Below are 16,602 nucleotides of genomic sequence, written 5' to 3' on the forward strand. Positions count from 1 at the left end.
ATTTATGGGGAGTAACCACACTTCATAGGCTCCGCCTTGCCTAAAAACCAAACACACTGCTGCAAATTCAACCATCAAAGATCAACACGCCCTAAGCAATTACCTTTTCTAATTTAGGCTCTTTTTTAAACTTACAATACACTTTATTGCGGCCAAAACGTTTTGCTTTATACAACTGTTTATCTGCTTGGTTTATTAGCCCCTCAAGCGTGTTACTGCTTCTAAATTTAGCCACACCAATACTGGTAGTAATGTTAATCACTAAACCATCAATTTTAAAATGAGTATTTTCAATATCAGCTCTTATTTTTTCAGCCGCATTAAGTGCTTCGTCTTCATGTGGGAAAGAGCAAAATAAAGCAAACTCTTCACCGCCAACTCTAAATACATACCCCTTACCCAGCGTCACTCTTAGTAAAGTAGCTACCTCAACCAATACCTTATCACCCACAGCATGTCCGTGTTTATCATTTACTTGTTTAAAAAAGTCTAAGTCGAGTAAAAATACATATAGTTGCGACTTATCTTGTAGTTCCACTTCAAAATAGTGATTCATAGAGAGCCGATTACCAGCTCCAGTTAATGGGTCAAGTAACGCTAAATTTTTAAGCCGTTTAGAAAAATGAGCTCTACTGCCTTCAAAAACATGCGAGATAGCCCAAATACTTAAATAAGCACACATTAAATTCAAAGATAAATTGAAAGTGGTAAACGGGCTAAGGCTCGATTTAGTCCCTAAAATATAAGATTGTATAACGAGCAAGTTAGCAGATAAGACAACCCCGTATTGCTTACCTAACAATAAGTAAAACAAAATAGGTAATGCGAACGACCATACAAATACCCCATTATGTGGTGTAGCAAGCGCAGTAGCTAAAATAACAATGAGCGTTATAAGTGCGCACATAACTATAGACTGCCAAAATCTTAATGGGCGACGTAAGAGTGATATATAGGTGAAAAAACAATAAATTGAAAAGAAGACTTCGATATAACCCAGTAGCGCAAAATTGTTTACTGTTAAGTTAAAGACCGCAAATGCAAACGACAAAAAACCAAAGCAAAGACACATCCAACTAAGAACGCTCTTTCTTAATGATTTAGTACTATTAAGAGCTGCGATATCCATTCAATTAACTTAATAAAAAACAAAAAATAATTGTAACCTGAAAAAACAAATTAACAAGCTTTGAAGAAATAAAACCTTGTTAATACAGGCATTATTCACATTACCGGGACAGCTTTACTACTTTAGGTACACAACTGCCGCTTTTTAGCTAAATACTAACCACCTAACATAGACAAGTTTGTGGTTATACCTGTGTTGCCTTGGTGTAACAGGTGGGTGGGCTTTTTAGTTTTAATATACCGTGAAAGTAAATCCATTAGCGCGGTGTTTGCGTTATCGCCCATATACTCTCTTAATGAAATACCTTCTTCAGAGAACAAACACAGATGCAAATTGCCTTTAGCGGTTACCCTTAATCTGTTACATGTACTACAAAAATCATTACTGTAGGGCATGATCAACCCAATTTTACCTTGGTAATCTGGGTGAGCAAATTCTTGAGCAGGCCCAGCAGAAGCGCTTCGCGCAATTTGCTGCCAACCGCTTTGTAATAGCTTCACTTTTAAAGACTGACCCGAGACATGGTTTGCATCAAAAAATGTTTTATTATCGCTTGTTTGCATAAGCTCTATAAAGCGAATGGTTACCGGACGATGTTTAATCCAATTTAAAAATGTTTCAAACTCTTGTCCATTGTATTGCTTCATCAGCACGCTGTTTATTTTTACCGACTCAATACCGGTTTCAAGTGCGGTATCTATACCGCTCATTACAGATGCAAATTTATCGTGCCCGGTAATCGTATTAAACATACGCGGGTCTAAGGTATCAATACTGACATTAATTGCATTTAGGCCTGCATCGACCCAGTTATGAATATTTTTATGAAGAGAGAAACCATTCGTTGTCGCAGCTATTTTTTTTATGCCGCTGGTATCTTTTGCAACGCGAATAACATCTATAAAATCTTTGCGCAAAGTTGGCTCACCGCCTGTGATCCGTACTTTTTCTATACCGTGATGGGCAAAGGCTTTAAGCGTATTGCTAATTTCATTAACACTTAAAAAACCGCGCTCTTGGCCGCCTTGATAACCATCGGGTAAACAATAAACACATTTAAAATTACACACGTCTGTAATAGATAAACGTAAATAACTAAATTCTCGCCCTGTAGGGTCGATTAGCATAAACAAACCTTAACTTATACCAACAGGTAAAACAGTTGCCGTACCTATTAATACATAATAATTGCAAAACAATATGATGTAGTACCAATGCGCAGTAATACATAATTACGCGCATTGGTAATAATAACTAAGGTGCTACATAAGTAGTCCCTTAAATTATATTTGTTTTAGGCTTTTAGCCCTTTTTTAACTTCACTTGGCTTCATAGGTAAATCACGTAAACGCACGCCTACTGCGTTAAATATTGCATTACCTATGGCTGGCGCAACACCTATAACTCCAGGCTCACCTAAACCAACTGGAAACTCATCACTTTGTAAAAATTCAATGTCCATATCTGGAACATCTTGCATTCTTAGTGGTAAATAAGTATTAAAGTTAGTTGCCGATACCTGCCCATCTTTATACGTATTTGACTCATGTAATGCAAGGCTACTGCCCCACAGTAAAGAGCCTTCAATTTGTGCTAATGCACCATCTGGGTGAACAATTAGCCCTGCATCTACAACTACATATAATTTTTTAAGCGTTATTTTACCGCTATCTCGATTAACATGGACATGTGCTGCGGTTGCAAGCCATGCTGGCATTGTACGCTCTTGCCCAGAACTCACTGAAAAACCGATACCCTCATCTTGGCCAAGCTTAACAGAGGCCACTTTATCTGACACCTTTTTAAGCACATTACGTAAACGCAGTGCACCGCCCACACTTTCGGGCGCTTTACCCGCTTGCTTACCTTTCCCGTCTAGCATTTCGATTCTAAATTGAACCGGATCTTTGCCTTGCTTATGGGAAATTTCGTCAATAAACGATTCAAGGCTCCATGCAATCCAACCAGGACCAACTGAGCGCAGCCAACCAGGGGTAAATGTACTTTGTGCTATTTCGTTATTAATGGCACGTGCTCGGTGACTACTCATGCTATACCAATGATCTGCACCCGATGCTGAAAATGCATCAAATTTACCATTACCATCAACCCCTGGAGATAAAAATCCAGGTGCCATTGCTTTAGTAGGCCAGCCTGCAGCAAATGCATGTTCTAAACCAGTAAAAGCGCCACTTTTATCAAAAGACGCCGTCATTTTTGCAGCTGATGCAGAGCGAGACTGATCGAATAAGCTATCGTCCGCTCGTGTAAATACAAGTTTAACGGGCTTACCAACAGCTTTTGCAGTGAGGGCTGCAGGTACGGTCCAATCACCAAATAAACGACGTCCAAAGCCTCCGCCTAAATAATAAGGGCGAATTATGACTTTCTCTTGGGCTACTTCAAGCGCTTTTGCAATGGCTGGTAATGTAAGTGATTGCCACTGGTTACCCGTATGAATTATCCACTGACCGTCTTTAAATTCAGCCAGCGCATTGAGTGGCTCTAGCTGATAATGACTTGCCGTAGCCGTGGTGTACATCGACTCTAATGATTCATTGGCATTGGCTTGCGTGTTTTTAATATCGCCTTCATCAACAAATAATGTGCCTGAGTCACTTTGCTCACATAATCGTTTGCCTTCATTTTGAATATCGGCTTCGGTTACATTCGCGGTTTTACCCTTTTTATAGGTCACTTTTAGTGCATCTACCGCTTTTATTGCACTTGGGTAGTTATCAGCTAATACAACAACCCAGCCTTGAACGGTTTCGCTAGGATCGTTTAAAATTTCAAAGCCTTTATAGCCTTTAATCGTTTTAGCCGTCGTATCATCAACATTAGTTACTGTGCTGCCATAACGCGTTGGTGGAATAACAGGTCGAGCGTACAGCATGCCCTCTACTTCTACGTCAATGCCGTAAACAGCTGTACCATTTGTTTTAGCAGGTATATCAAGCGCTCTAAAGTCTTGCTTTAGCCCAGTTAAATGACGTTTATTAGCCGGTTTTAATGGTAGCTTTGCCACTTCTTCACTACTAAAAGTACGGTTAAACTCGCCTTTTTTAACAATGTCAGCGTAATTTAGAGATTTATCACCACAAATAATGTGACCTTTTTCAGCATGGCATTTACTCGACGGTACACCCAGCATAGCAGCCCCTGCATCTATTAATGCAATTCTGCCCGCAGCGCCCGCTTGCGATAACGGCTTAAAGCTTTGAAATACCGACCATGAACCACCCGTTACCATGTAACCCCATTTTTCGTGAGTGTCTACATAAGTAATTGATACTTTATCCCAATCGCACTCTAGCTCATCAGCTACAATACGCGCCAATGCAGTACCAATATGTTGACCCATTTCAGCTTTAGCAATACTGACTTCTACTGCGCCATCGCTGCTCATAGTCCACCAAATTGTTGGTGAAAAAGCTTGCTGTGTAATTGACTCTTTTGCACTTAACGAGCCTGAAAATAGAGCGGGTGCAAATGCCATCACCAAACCTGCGCTGGCAGTACCAATCATAAACGAGCGACGATTTAAATTAACGGTTTCGCTATTTTTTTGAAATAATTTTTTCATTACAGGCTCCAGTTAAGCGTCTTGGGCATTTGGATCAAAAATGTTAACAACATTTTGTGACTCATCGGCAGCGCGTTTAATAGCCGTTTTAATGCGTTTGTATGCCATGCAGCGACAGTAGTTGCCATTCATATGATTAACTATTTCTTCTTCAGATGGGTTTGGGTTAGCAGCAAGTAATGTAGCAGCTTGCATTATTTGCCCAGACTGACAATATCCACACTGTGGTACTTGCTCTTCAACCCATGTTTTTTGAAGAGGGTGTTCGTTATTAAGCCCTTCAATTGTGGTAATGTTTTTACCCGCAATTGCGCCAATTGGTAGTACACATGACCGTGTTGCTTGCCCATCTAAGTGCACAGTACACGCACCACACATTGCAATACCACAACCAAACTTTGTACCTTTTAACCCAATTTCATCACGAATAACCCATAACAATGGTGTATCTTCACTTGCGTGTGATTCAACCACCTTGCCATTAATTGTAAACGTCACCATAGCTTGCCCCTTGATTAATACCCAAGATTTTAAAAACCTTGATTAAAACTTATATAATTTAATTACTTATCGTGTACTTATAATTCATGCTTAGCTAAAAAATCACTTAGCTGCTCTTGCGTATCAATGTCTAATTTTGCATGACTTATATTAATTGTATTTACGATTTCGTTTTTACTGCGCAATAAGTGTTGCGCCCCCTTATCTGAAGTTAAGCTTGCAAGCTTGGATAAATCAACAGCTGGGAATATAGCAGGTACCCCTAAGCGTTCGCCGTAATCTGCGCACCAGCGCGAAGGTGTATGAGTAAACCCTTTAACTAACTCATGTACTTGCTGCGTTTGTAATTCCACCTGATCGCCCAGCATAAACAAAAAACCATCGTAGGTGTTTAGCTTAGAGACAGCCTCAGTTGCCGTTGCAATGCTCCCCCCTAGCCCTTTACCCCATTGTTTGTTTTCAATAAGCTGAACATTTGTATAACCATAAAGTGCCTGTTCAATTTCCTGATGCCAAGCGCCTGTTACTACGTAAACAACCGAATCATCAAGTGCTTGAAGCGTTTTAACCGCTCGCTCAATCATGGTTTGCCCAAACCCCACATTGGCAATTAATTTACAGCCGTTAAAACGCGATGATTGCCCAGCAGCCAAAATCACTTTTGCAATTAGCAAACCTAATGCCCCCAATTACTTAACGATTGCGCATTTTTATTACTAAGCACCGCATGTATTTCACTTATTAACGAAAGCGCAATGCTCTCGGGCGAATCTCCGCCTAAATTTAACCCCACAGGGCCAAATACTGGTGCGTGTACATTTTTAATAGTGGTATTTGCATGTTGTAGCACTTGCTCTCGCCTGTGTGCTGGGCCTAGTAAACCAATATATTTAAACGGTAAACTTACAAACTGTGCAAGTACGCTGGCATCTAATTCAACACTATGGGCCATTAAAATGACGGCATCTACTTTGTGTTTTTCACAATACGTTTTTAATTCACTTGGTGAGCAGCGTAAAATAGCATCAGCATTTTTAAAGTATTCCCTTTTGGCATTAGCAGCGCGCGTATCCCAAACGCTCACACTCCAGCCAAGCTGCTTTGCTAACGTATAAACAGGGATTGCGTCTGCACCGCCTCCTACTATTAACAAATGAGGTGGCGGATAGATTGAGGTTTGAAGCCAAGTGGCATGATTGATCTCAACTAATTTAGCTTTTCGGTTCATCGATAAGTCGTGTTGCTCATCATTTTGTGTAAACACACCACTACCTTGGGGTAAAACTGGGGTAACTTGTTGGGAGTATTGACCGGGCTTGTTGTCACTTAATGCTTTAAATACATGATCTAATTGTAAATATTCATTATTCTTATGAATAGGCTGCAATAATATGTGTACAATACCACCGCAACCTATACCAAGTTGAAATGTTAAATCGTCCTCATCGGTTGCATCATAACTAATTGTTTTACTGGTTAAAGTGCCCATTACTTGTTTGGCATGGCGCTGAATATCTGCCTCTAAGCAACCACCTGAGAGCATTCCTAATCGCTGCCCTAAACTCGATATAAGCATCATAGCGCCTAGTTTTCTGTAACTAGAGCCTTCTATTTTGTATAAAGTAGCTAACACCCATTCCTGAGTATCTTTTTGAGCATGCCAAGTATTTAGAATGCTTTTTAAATCAGTAACCATATATTGCCTTTACTAAAACGTCTTCTGCGGCTAACAAACTAACAAAACAGTCAATAAATAACCGATTCAGTAACTTAGCTTTGTATTATATCGTTTAACGTACCAATTAACTCATCAAATTGATCATTTACGCTTTGGCGTTGCTTATCGCTGAGTGTGGTATTTAATTGGTACAATAAATTAATATATAAATTGAGGTTTTCTTCATTTGTTTTAAGTAGCGTTTCGCTCATGTAGCGCTCGCGTTCTTTTATTACTGTACTTAACTGAGCTATTAATTCGTTTTGCGTTAAGTTTTTGTTTTTAAATATCTCAATAGCCACATTTAAACGGTTTTGTTTATACTCTAACCACAGTGATTTGGAGTCTTTATGCTGCTCGTTAGCTGTAATTATTAGTGCTTTTTGATCATTAGTTAGTTCATCTACCCATTTTTCATAATATTCGATTTGCTCTTCTAAACGATCGTTTTTACGCTCAAGCGGTGTCTGTTCGTTAAACTCCTCGCGCTCTTCATCTATTTGTTTTTGAATATTACTTAGTAGCTCACCGCGTTGCTCACTTGATAAGGATGCCCCGAGTTCAGCTAAAGGCATGTGCGCGTATTCGAGTAGATTTTGCCAATGCTTTTTGGCAAAAACCACCTGTTTTTTTAACTGCTCGGTGCTTAGCGTGCTGTTAAAAAGTGACCTAATGTTTTGAATATCTTGTTTGTAGGCAGGCAGCTGCGTACTTCTGTGCCAGGCTTGGGTCGTATTAATGATCTGTTTAAGCTGCTTATTTTGAGTTTTATTTAAATCAATATAATCATCCACCCAAAATGACGAAAGCCAGCTCAAGTTGTTGTAAGTAAATGAAGCTGAACAACTACACAAAAATACCATGCTGATAGCAAAGCATGCATTTATTACTTTTTTAGTTTTAAGATTATTAAGCATCACTTTCCTTATTTTAAATTTTATAATTCCGAAAACCTTACTTGATAATAATTATCATTTAAATATTGACTTGCTTGGTAATCTAACTAATAATCATTACCAGAAACGAAATGTACCGACCTCAGTGCCCATGGAAGAGTATTCAGCAAGGATGCTGACACATTAAACAAGAACGTGCCGCTTAGTGTTATTACTTACTCAATTGAAGTAATAGCATAAAAAATCACATCTACTTGCTACATTGCTCATATTAGTGACGGTTAATATGACTCCAAAAAGCCCTAACGGGCTTTTTTTATTCCTTTAAATTTTCTGTAAAATCTGTATCTTACACACCTAAAGCCAATATGCTTAACTTAATATATAAGTGTTTACAGAGCTGTGTTTTATCCACGTTACCTTAAAAGCGCTCACCTTGCGTTTTTATCAAAGCAGGCGTAAAACATAATTCTAGGCACTCATTTTTGCATTTATAAACAGTAAACGATTTAATCATCATTGTATGTACTGAGTATTAAACGTTTATAATGCGTAAATAGCGCAAAAATTTAATACCTATCGTAACTATTAATAATTGGAGACATTGTTATGTCACAGTTTAATTTAAAAGCACTCGTTCTTGCAGGCGTTTTACTTGCCAGCCCTTTTGCTAATGCAACGTTAGAGGATGGCATTAGAGCCGCTAACGAAGGTGAATTTGCAGTCGCCCTAAAAGAATTTGAATACCTTGCGGATAAAGGCTTTGCTCCAGGGATTTACGAGCTAGGCAAACTGTACGAAGGTGGATACGGTGTAACACGCGATTACTACAAAGCAGCGTCGCTTTATCAACAAGGTGTTAAAAAGAACCATCCTGACTCTATGTTTGCTCTTGCTGTTTTATACGACGAGGGTAAAGGCGTAAAGCTTGATCATCAAATGGCTGTAAGCCTATTTGAAAAGGCCGCTAAAAAGAACTTGCCTGCTGCTCAGTTTAATTTAGGTGTAATGTACTCAAACGGCGTAGGCGTTACACGTGATTATAAGCAAGCTCGCACGTGGTACGAAAAAGCCGCCGCTAATAATTACTCATTAGCACAATTTAACTTGGCACTAATGTATTTTGAAGGCTTAGGTATGCCAAAAGATTTAGAAAAATCTTATATTTGGAACACCATTGCAGAGTACAACGGTAACATGGAAGCAAGCCATAGCCGTAAACTCGATGAACGTAAAATGCTACCTAAAGAAATAGAAGAAGCTAAAGAAAAAGCCGACGCAATTTATGCAAAAATTCAGGCCGGCACTTATGCTGGTGAAGGTCGTTTGTTTTAGTTTACTATCTAACAATTAAAATTATAAAGGCTGGGTTACTCATGTAATTCAGCCTTTTAATTTAAAACTATTTTATGTAAAGCCACTTTAATAATTTAATAATGAGCTTGCTTTGTTTGAGTAATAAACCAATGCGCGGGTTAAATGAGCCCGATACTAATGTATTTTTTGCGTGGCTAAACGTTAAAAACCCTTCAATACCATGATAATGCCCCATTCCTGAATGCCCTACTCCACCAAAAGGTACATCGTCTGCGGTTACTTGTACTAAAGTATCGTTAACGGCAACGGTGCCGCTAATTGTTTGTTTCATAATATACTCTTGAGCGTTTTTATCTTGGCCTAAAATATAAAGTGCTAATGGGTGATGATTTGCCTTAATATAATCAATAGCGCTATCAAGCGTCTCGTAGCTCATTATTGGTAGTATTGGACCAAATAACTCCTCTTGCATAAGCTGCATTTCGTCAGTCACTTGAGTCACTAAATGCAGACCCATTCGATGTTTTTGCTCATCTTGCTGATTTTGCTCAAGTGGCTTAACAATGTTTGCACCAAGCTCTTGTGCTTGCTCTAAATAACTTGATAACCGTTTATAGTGTGCATCACTAATAATTGAGGTTAAGTTTTTACCTTCAACACCATCTTTAAAATGCTTCTTGTAGAGTTCGCACAGCTGCTGAATAAGTTGATGCTCAAGCGCTTTTGGTACAAATACGTAATCAGGGGCTACACATATTTGCCCTGCGTTAGCCATTTTTCCAAATAATAAAGCTTGAGCAGCTTTTTTAATATCTGCATTTTGCGTAATGATGACTGGCGATTTTCCACCAAGTTCAAGTGTTACTGGCGTTAAATTACGACTGGCAGAGGCCATAACTAACTTGCCGACACTTGTTGAGCCCGTAAACAAAATATGGGCAAAAGGGAGCGCCGAAAATTGCGCCGCCACATCACTACCGCCTTGTATTATTTTACAGTGCGCTTGCATGTCGTCTTTAAATATTTGTTCGATTACAGCATTGGTGTGCGGTGTAAACTCACTAAGTTTTAGCATCACTTTATTACCTGCCGCTATAGCTGTAAGCACGGGCACTAAAGCTAACTGAATTGGGTAATTCCACGGGGCAATAATACCAACCACACCTTTTGGCTGATAATTAACACTTACTTTTGAAGGCCATAAACTTAAACCCACTGAACGATTACTGGGCTTAGCCCATTTAGGCAACTTTTTTATAATGTGCGCAAGTGTTTGCACTGTAGGTAATATATCGCCAAGTAAAGTGTCGAACGCGGTTCTGTAGCCAAAATCTTTTGAGGCTGCATCTACCAGCTCTTGCTCTAGGCTAACAATACGCACACGCAGTTTTTTTAATAAAACAATACGTTTATCAATTGCTAAATAGGGCGTGTTTTTAAAGCTCTTTTGTAATTCATCAAATTGGGAAATGAGTGGCTGTGTGTCAGATGTGTCGGTGCTCAAAATAGATTACTCAATTTTTAAAGTTACAAAGGACTATAACCTTGTTCTGTTTTTCGAGCAATAACACTAACTAATGTAATTAAATAGCAGCCTAAATTAAATTTTAGGCTGCTCATAGGGTTGGTTGGAACTAATTTAGAGGATAATTAAAAGCCAAATACTTGCGCTGCAATAGTCATCGTTACTAGCGTAATTAATACAATAGCGACAATATTGAGTACAAAACCTGCGCGGATCATATCGCGCATTTGTATCTGTCCAGAGCCAAACACAATAGCATTAGGCGGCGTGGCTACAGGCATCATAAACGCGCAGCTACATGCAATAGCAGCAGGTATTACCCATACTAAAGGTGAACCTGTAATTGACTCTGCAACAGGCCCGAGTAATGGTAAAAACCCAGCGGCCGTGGCTGTATTGCTCGTTATCTCAGTTAAAAATGTAATTAATGCAACCACCACCAGCACACTCATCACAAGTGGAATTGCACTTGCGCCTTCAATCATATGGGCGATGTAATCGGCTAACCCAGATGCCTTTATTTGCGAAGCAAGTGTTAAACCACCACCAAATAAAAGTAATACACCCCAAGGAACACTTGATGCACTTTTCCAGTCAAGTATTCGCTCATTACTGCCCTTATTGGCCGGTAATACAAATAATAATAGTGCTGCCGCTATGGCGATAGCAGTGTCTGATATTGATAAACCGCTTAAATCTGCCAGGATTGGTCTAAAAATCCAGCATAACGCTGCTAATATAAATACAAATAAAACGCCTTTTTCTGCGTGCTGCATTGTGCCTAATTCACTTAACTGTTTTGTGAATACCGCTTTTGTATCAATACTTTGATTATTCTTAACGTTTTCATCTACTTTGTAAGCAAATTTAGTTAACCACAGCCAGCTTATTATCAACATGCTAATACTTAACGGCACGCCAACAAGCATCCACTGTGCGAAGCCAATTTCAATTTTGTAACTATCTGATAAGTACGCTGCCATGAGTGCATTAGGAGGGGTACCTATCAAAGTGGCAATCCCGCCAATGCTTGCACCATAAGCAATACTAAGTAGCAACGCTTTGCCAAACCCTTCATTACTTGGGTCTGATTGTTTTACTAAATGTGTAATAGATAATGCTATAGGCAACATCATTACCGCAGTGGCTGTGTTTGACATCCACATAGATAAAAAGGCTGTTACCAACATCATTGCTAATATTTGTAAACTTGGTTTTTTACCCGCATAAAGCATCGTACTAAGGGCAATACGCTTGTGTAATCCCCATCGCTCCATAGCTATAGAAATTAAAAATCCCCCTAAAAATAAAAATATGAGTGGGTGAGCGTACGGTGCAGTTACACTTTTAATGGCAGCAATACCAACTAAGGGGGAAATAACAATCGGCAATAAAGCCGTTGCAGGGATAGGCACTACTTCACTTACCCACCACGAAGCCATCCAAAACGCCAGACCTGCTGTTTTAAAAGCGGCTTCAGACATCCCTATTGGCGGTGCTATTAAACATGTAAGCAACATAATACTTGGCCCAAGTAATAGCCATAACCATTGCATTTTAGGCTTTTTAGGATCTGATTTTTTGTGTGTTAATTGAGTCATTGTTAATTCCTAAAATTTGTATTTTAAGCCAAGTGCAACGCTATTATCGGCGTTCTCTTGTAGGTCTAAATCAGTATAGAGTAAGTAAGCGGTGGTTTGTTTATCAAATACGTAATCTACTCCTGTTGTCCACTGCGTTGCATCTGATGCTTGACGAAGCAAAGAGTCATCTTTAGCGAACTGTAATTTAGGTACCCATTTATCAAGCGTATAACTTGCACTTAACACATAACCGTTACCCGACTTTATACCATCTGTTGATTCAGAATGCTGGTACAGTGCCCCGAGCTTTAATTGTTCAAATTTATAGGCAGCTGCTATTCGGCTTGCATTAATATTATTAAGAGAGTCAACATGGCTTACTGAAAAGTAATATGAAGTGTTTTTTAAGCTACGATCACCATAAATAACGGTCGCTGCAAATCCAGCTTCATTATCTTTATTGTCGTCTTTTGGGGCGTAAGTAAACGAAAATTGCGTATTATGCCAATACTTAGAAGTGTATGTTAGCGTATCGCCAAGTCTATCCTGCCCTGCAATAACTTGGGCTATATCGCCTTGGGTTTCGTTAAAGTTATCGACTTTTCCCTCAGAGTATTTAAAGCGGGTATCGTTTCTTCCCACTACCAGCTCACCAAATTGACCTTTTAAACCAAGATAGGTGTTTCTTGCACTAAAGGGCTCTTCGGTGTCATCTTGCTCAAAGCCTTTAACTTGCACTTCGTATTTAAAAACAACGTTTAAATATTCATTTAATTTATGCTGCCCTTGAATACCAATTCTCGAAAATGGCGCTTCAATCTGTGTCCCTTTATCTGCGTAGCGCATAATACCTGTATCTGTATTAGCAATTTGCACTTCGGCTTTACCATAAACGTCATATTCAGTAGCGCAAGCCGTGTGCGAATAAAAAGCCAAGCTACTTATTGAGGTGAGTAAAATAGTAGAGTGTGTAAACTTTATCATTATGTGTCCTAATTATTAGAATCTACTTGTTGTCAGGTCTAATAAGGCAACTTTACTGCCAATGATAAAATGTTATTAAATTTTAGGTAGTTAGCTATTTTTAGATATAAAAAAGACAACTAATGTGCGGTTTCCCACACATCATAAAAACGAAGCTGTCACGTAAACCACACATTCAGTCAATAAACATATCGCGGTTTAAGTTGTATTTACTCATTTTATCGTAAAGGGTTTTACGAGCTATTTGCAGTGTATCCATCGTATTTTTAATACTGCCATGATTACGCTCTAGGGCTTCTTCAATTAATGACTGCTCATAAAAAGTTACTTTTTCAGATAAGCTTAAGTCGGGTGAAAGCTCACCTTTAGCCTGCGTTTTACTAACACTAAAAGCAAGCTCTACTCCTAATAAAACCGCGCGCTCAGCTTGGTTTCTAAGCTCTCTTACATTGCCCGGCCAATCGTATGCTAATAATCGCTGCTGTATTTCACTATTGAGTGGCGCTGGCGGCTTATGATAGCGTGTTGCGGCAATAGAGCTAAAATGCTTAAACAGTAATACTATGTCAGCTTTTCGAGCTCTAAGTGGCGGAATGTCTACTTTTACTAAACTTAGTCGATAATATAAATCGGCTCTAAATTCACCTTTTTCAACAAGTGAAAGTAAATTTACTTTAGTGGCAGCTACAATGCGTATATCTAAATTAATTGGGGTGTTTTCACCTACCGGGGTTACTTTACGCTCTTCTAAAACGCGCAATAATTTTACCTGTAAAGACAACGGTGTACTTTCTATTTCATCTAAAAATACGGTTCCACCTTGGGCATATTCAAACTTGCCTTTTCGCGCATGCGTAGCCCCAGTGAAAGCGCCACTAGCGGCTCCAAATAATTCGCTCTCAATTAATTGCTCTGGTACTGCGCCGCAATTTATAGCAACAAAGTTACTTTCACATCGGATACTTTGATCATGTAAATAACGAGCGACAAGCTCTTTGCCTGTGCCTGTTTCCCCTTCAATCATTACATCTGCTGGCGTATCAATTACCGTGTTAAGTAAGTGCATCATGTCTTGCATTTTAGGCGTATCGCCTAATATTCTTACTCCGGGCGCTGACGTTTTTTTAACAGCGAGCTTAAGTGCACGGTTTTGTATTACTAGACTTCGCTTGTCGCAGGCTCTTGCGATGCAATCAAGTAATGTTTCATTTACTGGCTTTTCAAATAAGTCATACGCGCCTAATTGCATAGCTTTAACAGCAATAGTTACATCTGCGTACCCTGTTAAAAATATGATAGGCAGTTCGCTGTCGAACGCCGTTACTTGCTCAAGCAGTGTAAGGCCATCCATTGCAGGCATGTTTATGTCACTCAGTACAACGCCCATGAAACGACGATTAAGCTTTGTTAGAGCCGTACTTGCATCATTAAAGCATTCAACTGTATAACCCTCGAGGGTAAGTAATTGCTTTAATGAATCTCTGATCATCGCTTCATCATCAACTACAATAATGTGCTTACACTGTGAGTTTTCAATCATCTGTTTTATCCTGCGTGCTTGATAAACTGATTATAAACTCAGCCCCGCCTTGTAGTCGATTATGCGCACTTAAAGAGCCATTAAACGAATCAATAATTTGTTTTGAAATAGATAGCCCAAGGCCTAAGCCGTTACTCTCTTTAGTACTATAAAAAGGTTCGAAAATATTCCCAAAAGCATGTTGCTCTATCCCAGGCCCAGTATCTAAAATTGAGAGTTTTACTCGGCTATCAAAGCACTCAACATTAAAACTTAATTTACGTATTATTGCGCCATTCATAGCTTGGCTTGCGTTGGTTATTAAATTAACTAACACTTGCTCAAATTTAAGTGAATCAACCCACACTATTAACCCGCCATCTAAATTAGGCTGCTCTACGTGTACGTTATCTTGCTTTAGTTGTGAGCTGGCAATCATTAAAGCGTTATTTAATAAGCCCGCTAGCGGATAAGGCCTTAACTGGGTTTGTGATGGTTTGCTAAAATGCTTTAACTGTCCCACTATTTTGTGAACGCGACCTACAAGCCCCTCAACCACCGTAATGCTTTCGCCAAGTGCAGTGTAATTTTGTTTAGCAAGTAAACGTTTAGCGCTTGCTAGGTAAGTATTAATAGCACTAAGAGGCTGGTTTATTTCGTGATTAATACCTGCACTTAATTGCCCTATTGTTGCAAGCTTTGCTGATTGAACTAATGCAACTTGCGTTTTTTCAAGCTCTTGAGTGCGCTCTATCACTTTTTGCTCAAGACTATGTCTTGAGTAAACTAGCTTTTTATAACCCGTAAAACGAGCAAGTAAACTATAACCAACAATAATAACTAGAACATAAATACTAAATGCCCAAAACAAGCGTATTAATTGATCTGCATTTACTTTTGTAATATCAACAAGTACGTGCATACGTGCGCTAAAATAACGCAGTGGTTTTGTTGCACTCACATAAAGCTTTTTATTAATTTTAAAATGCGAAATACCTTGGCTTGTATACTGAAATTGCTCGATATATACAGGTTGATGATCTAAATAAGCGCGGCGTAATTTTATATTACGTCGCTTTGCTATATCAAACTCGCTAAAGCTATTTAAACGCCATGTTTGCATATCAGACATAGCAATTACTTTATCACTTAGCTCTAAATAAAAATGGCTACCTTTAGATGTATTTAAAAGCTCTCTGTCGTTTTCAAATTTGCTTACATTTACTTTTAATACAACAACACCCACTGCTTTGTTGTCGTGATAAACAGCCTGCGAAAAATAAATTCCGCGCTCTTTTGAACGCATACCTAGTGCAAAGTAGGCAACTTTTTCACCTGCAAATGCACGTTTAAAGTAAGGCCTAAAGGCAAAGTTACTGCCTAAAAAGGTGTAATCGGCTTGCCAGTTACTACTTGCTGTCACTGCACCTTGCGCATTAAGTACAAATATATCTGATGCACCACTGGCTTGTTGTATATCAGCTAAATAGTTATTTATGGCGTTGTAATGGGCTTGATTGCCGTTTGCAAATTCAATCATTAACTGATTGTAAGTAAGTAGCTGAGGAATAGCTGAAAAACGAGCGAGTTCAGTATCAATATAATCGTTTAATTGAGTAACCTGACGCTGCGCTTGAACTGTTGCTTTTTCTACATCGTGAGCGCGTCCAACCCAAAATGTAACAACTAAAATTAAAACTAATAATAAACATATGGTTATTATGTTTTTTGAAAACGAAAACATGGCCTGCCCGTAAAAATAGCCTGAAAAATTTTAGGGCGCTAGTGTACCTACTTATATGATGCAGGGATATAAACTTTTTGTTAACAAGTGTGTTTAACTTT

At 38.9% G+C, this 16,602-nt stretch carries 13 protein-coding genes; 1 reads left to right on the forward strand and 12 read right to left on the reverse strand.

The genetic code is table 11. From position 1 onward, the window contains the following. Positions 1–91: 91 nt before the first annotated feature. The 7 genes from ATS74_RS15665 to ATS74_RS15695 form a co-directional block, all read right to left on the reverse strand. Complete coding sequence (locus ATS74_RS15665; protein ID WP_058549806.1) at positions 92–1,129, reverse strand: GGDEF domain-containing protein; 1,038 nt, start codon at positions 1,127–1,129, stop codon at positions 92–94. 155 nt (positions 1,130–1,284) lie between these two features. After that, positions 1,285–2,256, reverse strand: a complete 972-nt coding sequence (gene moaA / locus ATS74_RS15670; protein ID WP_058549807.1) for a GTP 3',8-cyclase MoaA — start codon at positions 2,254–2,256, stop codon at positions 1,285–1,287. Between the two features lie 167 nt (positions 2,257–2,423). Continuing rightward, entirely contained in the window at positions 2,424–4,715 is a 2,292-nt protein-coding gene (locus ATS74_RS15675) for a xanthine dehydrogenase family protein molybdopterin-binding subunit (protein ID WP_058549808.1), read from the reverse strand. A gap of 12 nt (positions 4,716–4,727) precedes the next feature. Continuing rightward, a complete protein-coding gene (locus ATS74_RS15680; RefSeq protein ID WP_058549809.1) occupies positions 4,728–5,216 on the reverse strand; it encodes a (2Fe-2S)-binding protein in 489 nt (162 codons plus the stop codon). A 77-nt stretch (positions 5,217–5,293) separates the two neighbouring features. Further along, positions 5,294–5,890 (reverse strand): nucleotidyltransferase family protein, encoded by a 597-nt coding sequence (locus tag ATS74_RS15685; protein ID WP_058549810.1) that lies wholly within the window; start codon positions 5,888–5,890, stop codon positions 5,294–5,296. Between the two features lie 2 nt (positions 5,891–5,892). Next, the gene (locus ATS74_RS15690) at positions 5,893–6,912 is read right to left on the reverse strand and encodes an XdhC family protein (RefSeq protein WP_058549811.1); all 1,020 of its coding nucleotides are present in this window, start codon (positions 6,910–6,912) and stop codon (positions 5,893–5,895) included. Positions 6,913–6,986: 74 nt separating this feature from the next. After that, on the reverse strand, positions 6,987–7,850 hold the full coding sequence (locus ATS74_RS15695; RefSeq protein ID WP_058549812.1) for a DUF6279 family lipoprotein: 864 nt from the start codon (positions 7,848–7,850) through the stop codon (positions 6,987–6,989). A gap of 588 nt (positions 7,851–8,438) precedes the next feature. Here ATS74_RS15695 and ATS74_RS15700 point away from each other — a divergent pair. After that, positions 8,439–9,164 (forward strand): tetratricopeptide repeat protein, encoded by a 726-nt coding sequence (locus ATS74_RS15700; RefSeq protein ID WP_058549813.1) that lies wholly within the window; start codon positions 8,439–8,441, stop codon positions 9,162–9,164. A 67-nt stretch (positions 9,165–9,231) separates the two neighbouring features. On the opposite strand, the gene ATS74_RS15705 is transcribed toward ATS74_RS15700, so the two are convergent. From ATS74_RS15705 to ATS74_RS15725, 5 genes are all read right to left on the reverse strand, one after another. After that, positions 9,232–10,650 carry a coniferyl aldehyde dehydrogenase gene (locus ATS74_RS15705; protein WP_058549814.1) on the reverse strand — a complete coding sequence of 473 codons (1,419 nt, stop codon included), beginning with the start codon at positions 10,648–10,650 and terminating at the stop codon, positions 9,232–9,234. A 146-nt stretch (positions 10,651–10,796) separates the two neighbouring features. Further along, positions 10,797–12,272 (reverse strand): SLC13 family permease, encoded by a 1,476-nt coding sequence (locus ATS74_RS15710; RefSeq protein WP_058549815.1) that lies wholly within the window; start codon positions 12,270–12,272, stop codon positions 10,797–10,799. Between the two features lie 9 nt (positions 12,273–12,281). Then, positions 12,282–13,238, reverse strand: coding sequence for a porin (locus ATS74_RS15715; RefSeq protein WP_058549816.1), 957 nt, complete (start codon positions 13,236–13,238; stop codon positions 12,282–12,284). A 175-nt stretch (positions 13,239–13,413) separates the two neighbouring features. Beyond that, positions 13,414–14,778 (reverse strand): sigma-54-dependent transcriptional regulator, encoded by a 1,365-nt coding sequence (locus ATS74_RS15720; RefSeq protein ID WP_058549817.1) that lies wholly within the window; start codon positions 14,776–14,778, stop codon positions 13,414–13,416. After that, the gene (locus ATS74_RS15725; RefSeq protein ID WP_058549818.1) at positions 14,771–16,501 is read right to left on the reverse strand and encodes an ATP-binding protein; all 1,731 of its coding nucleotides are present in this window, start codon (positions 16,499–16,501) and stop codon (positions 14,771–14,773) included. The genes ATS74_RS15720 and ATS74_RS15725 overlap by 8 nt, the downstream gene beginning before the upstream one ends. Positions 16,502–16,602 lie beyond the last annotated feature (101 nt).

The sequence above is a fragment of the Pseudoalteromonas sp. H103 genome, assembly GCF_001469205.1.
Classification (GTDB): Bacteria; Pseudomonadota; Gammaproteobacteria; order Enterobacterales; family Alteromonadaceae; genus Pseudoalteromonas; species Pseudoalteromonas carrageenovora.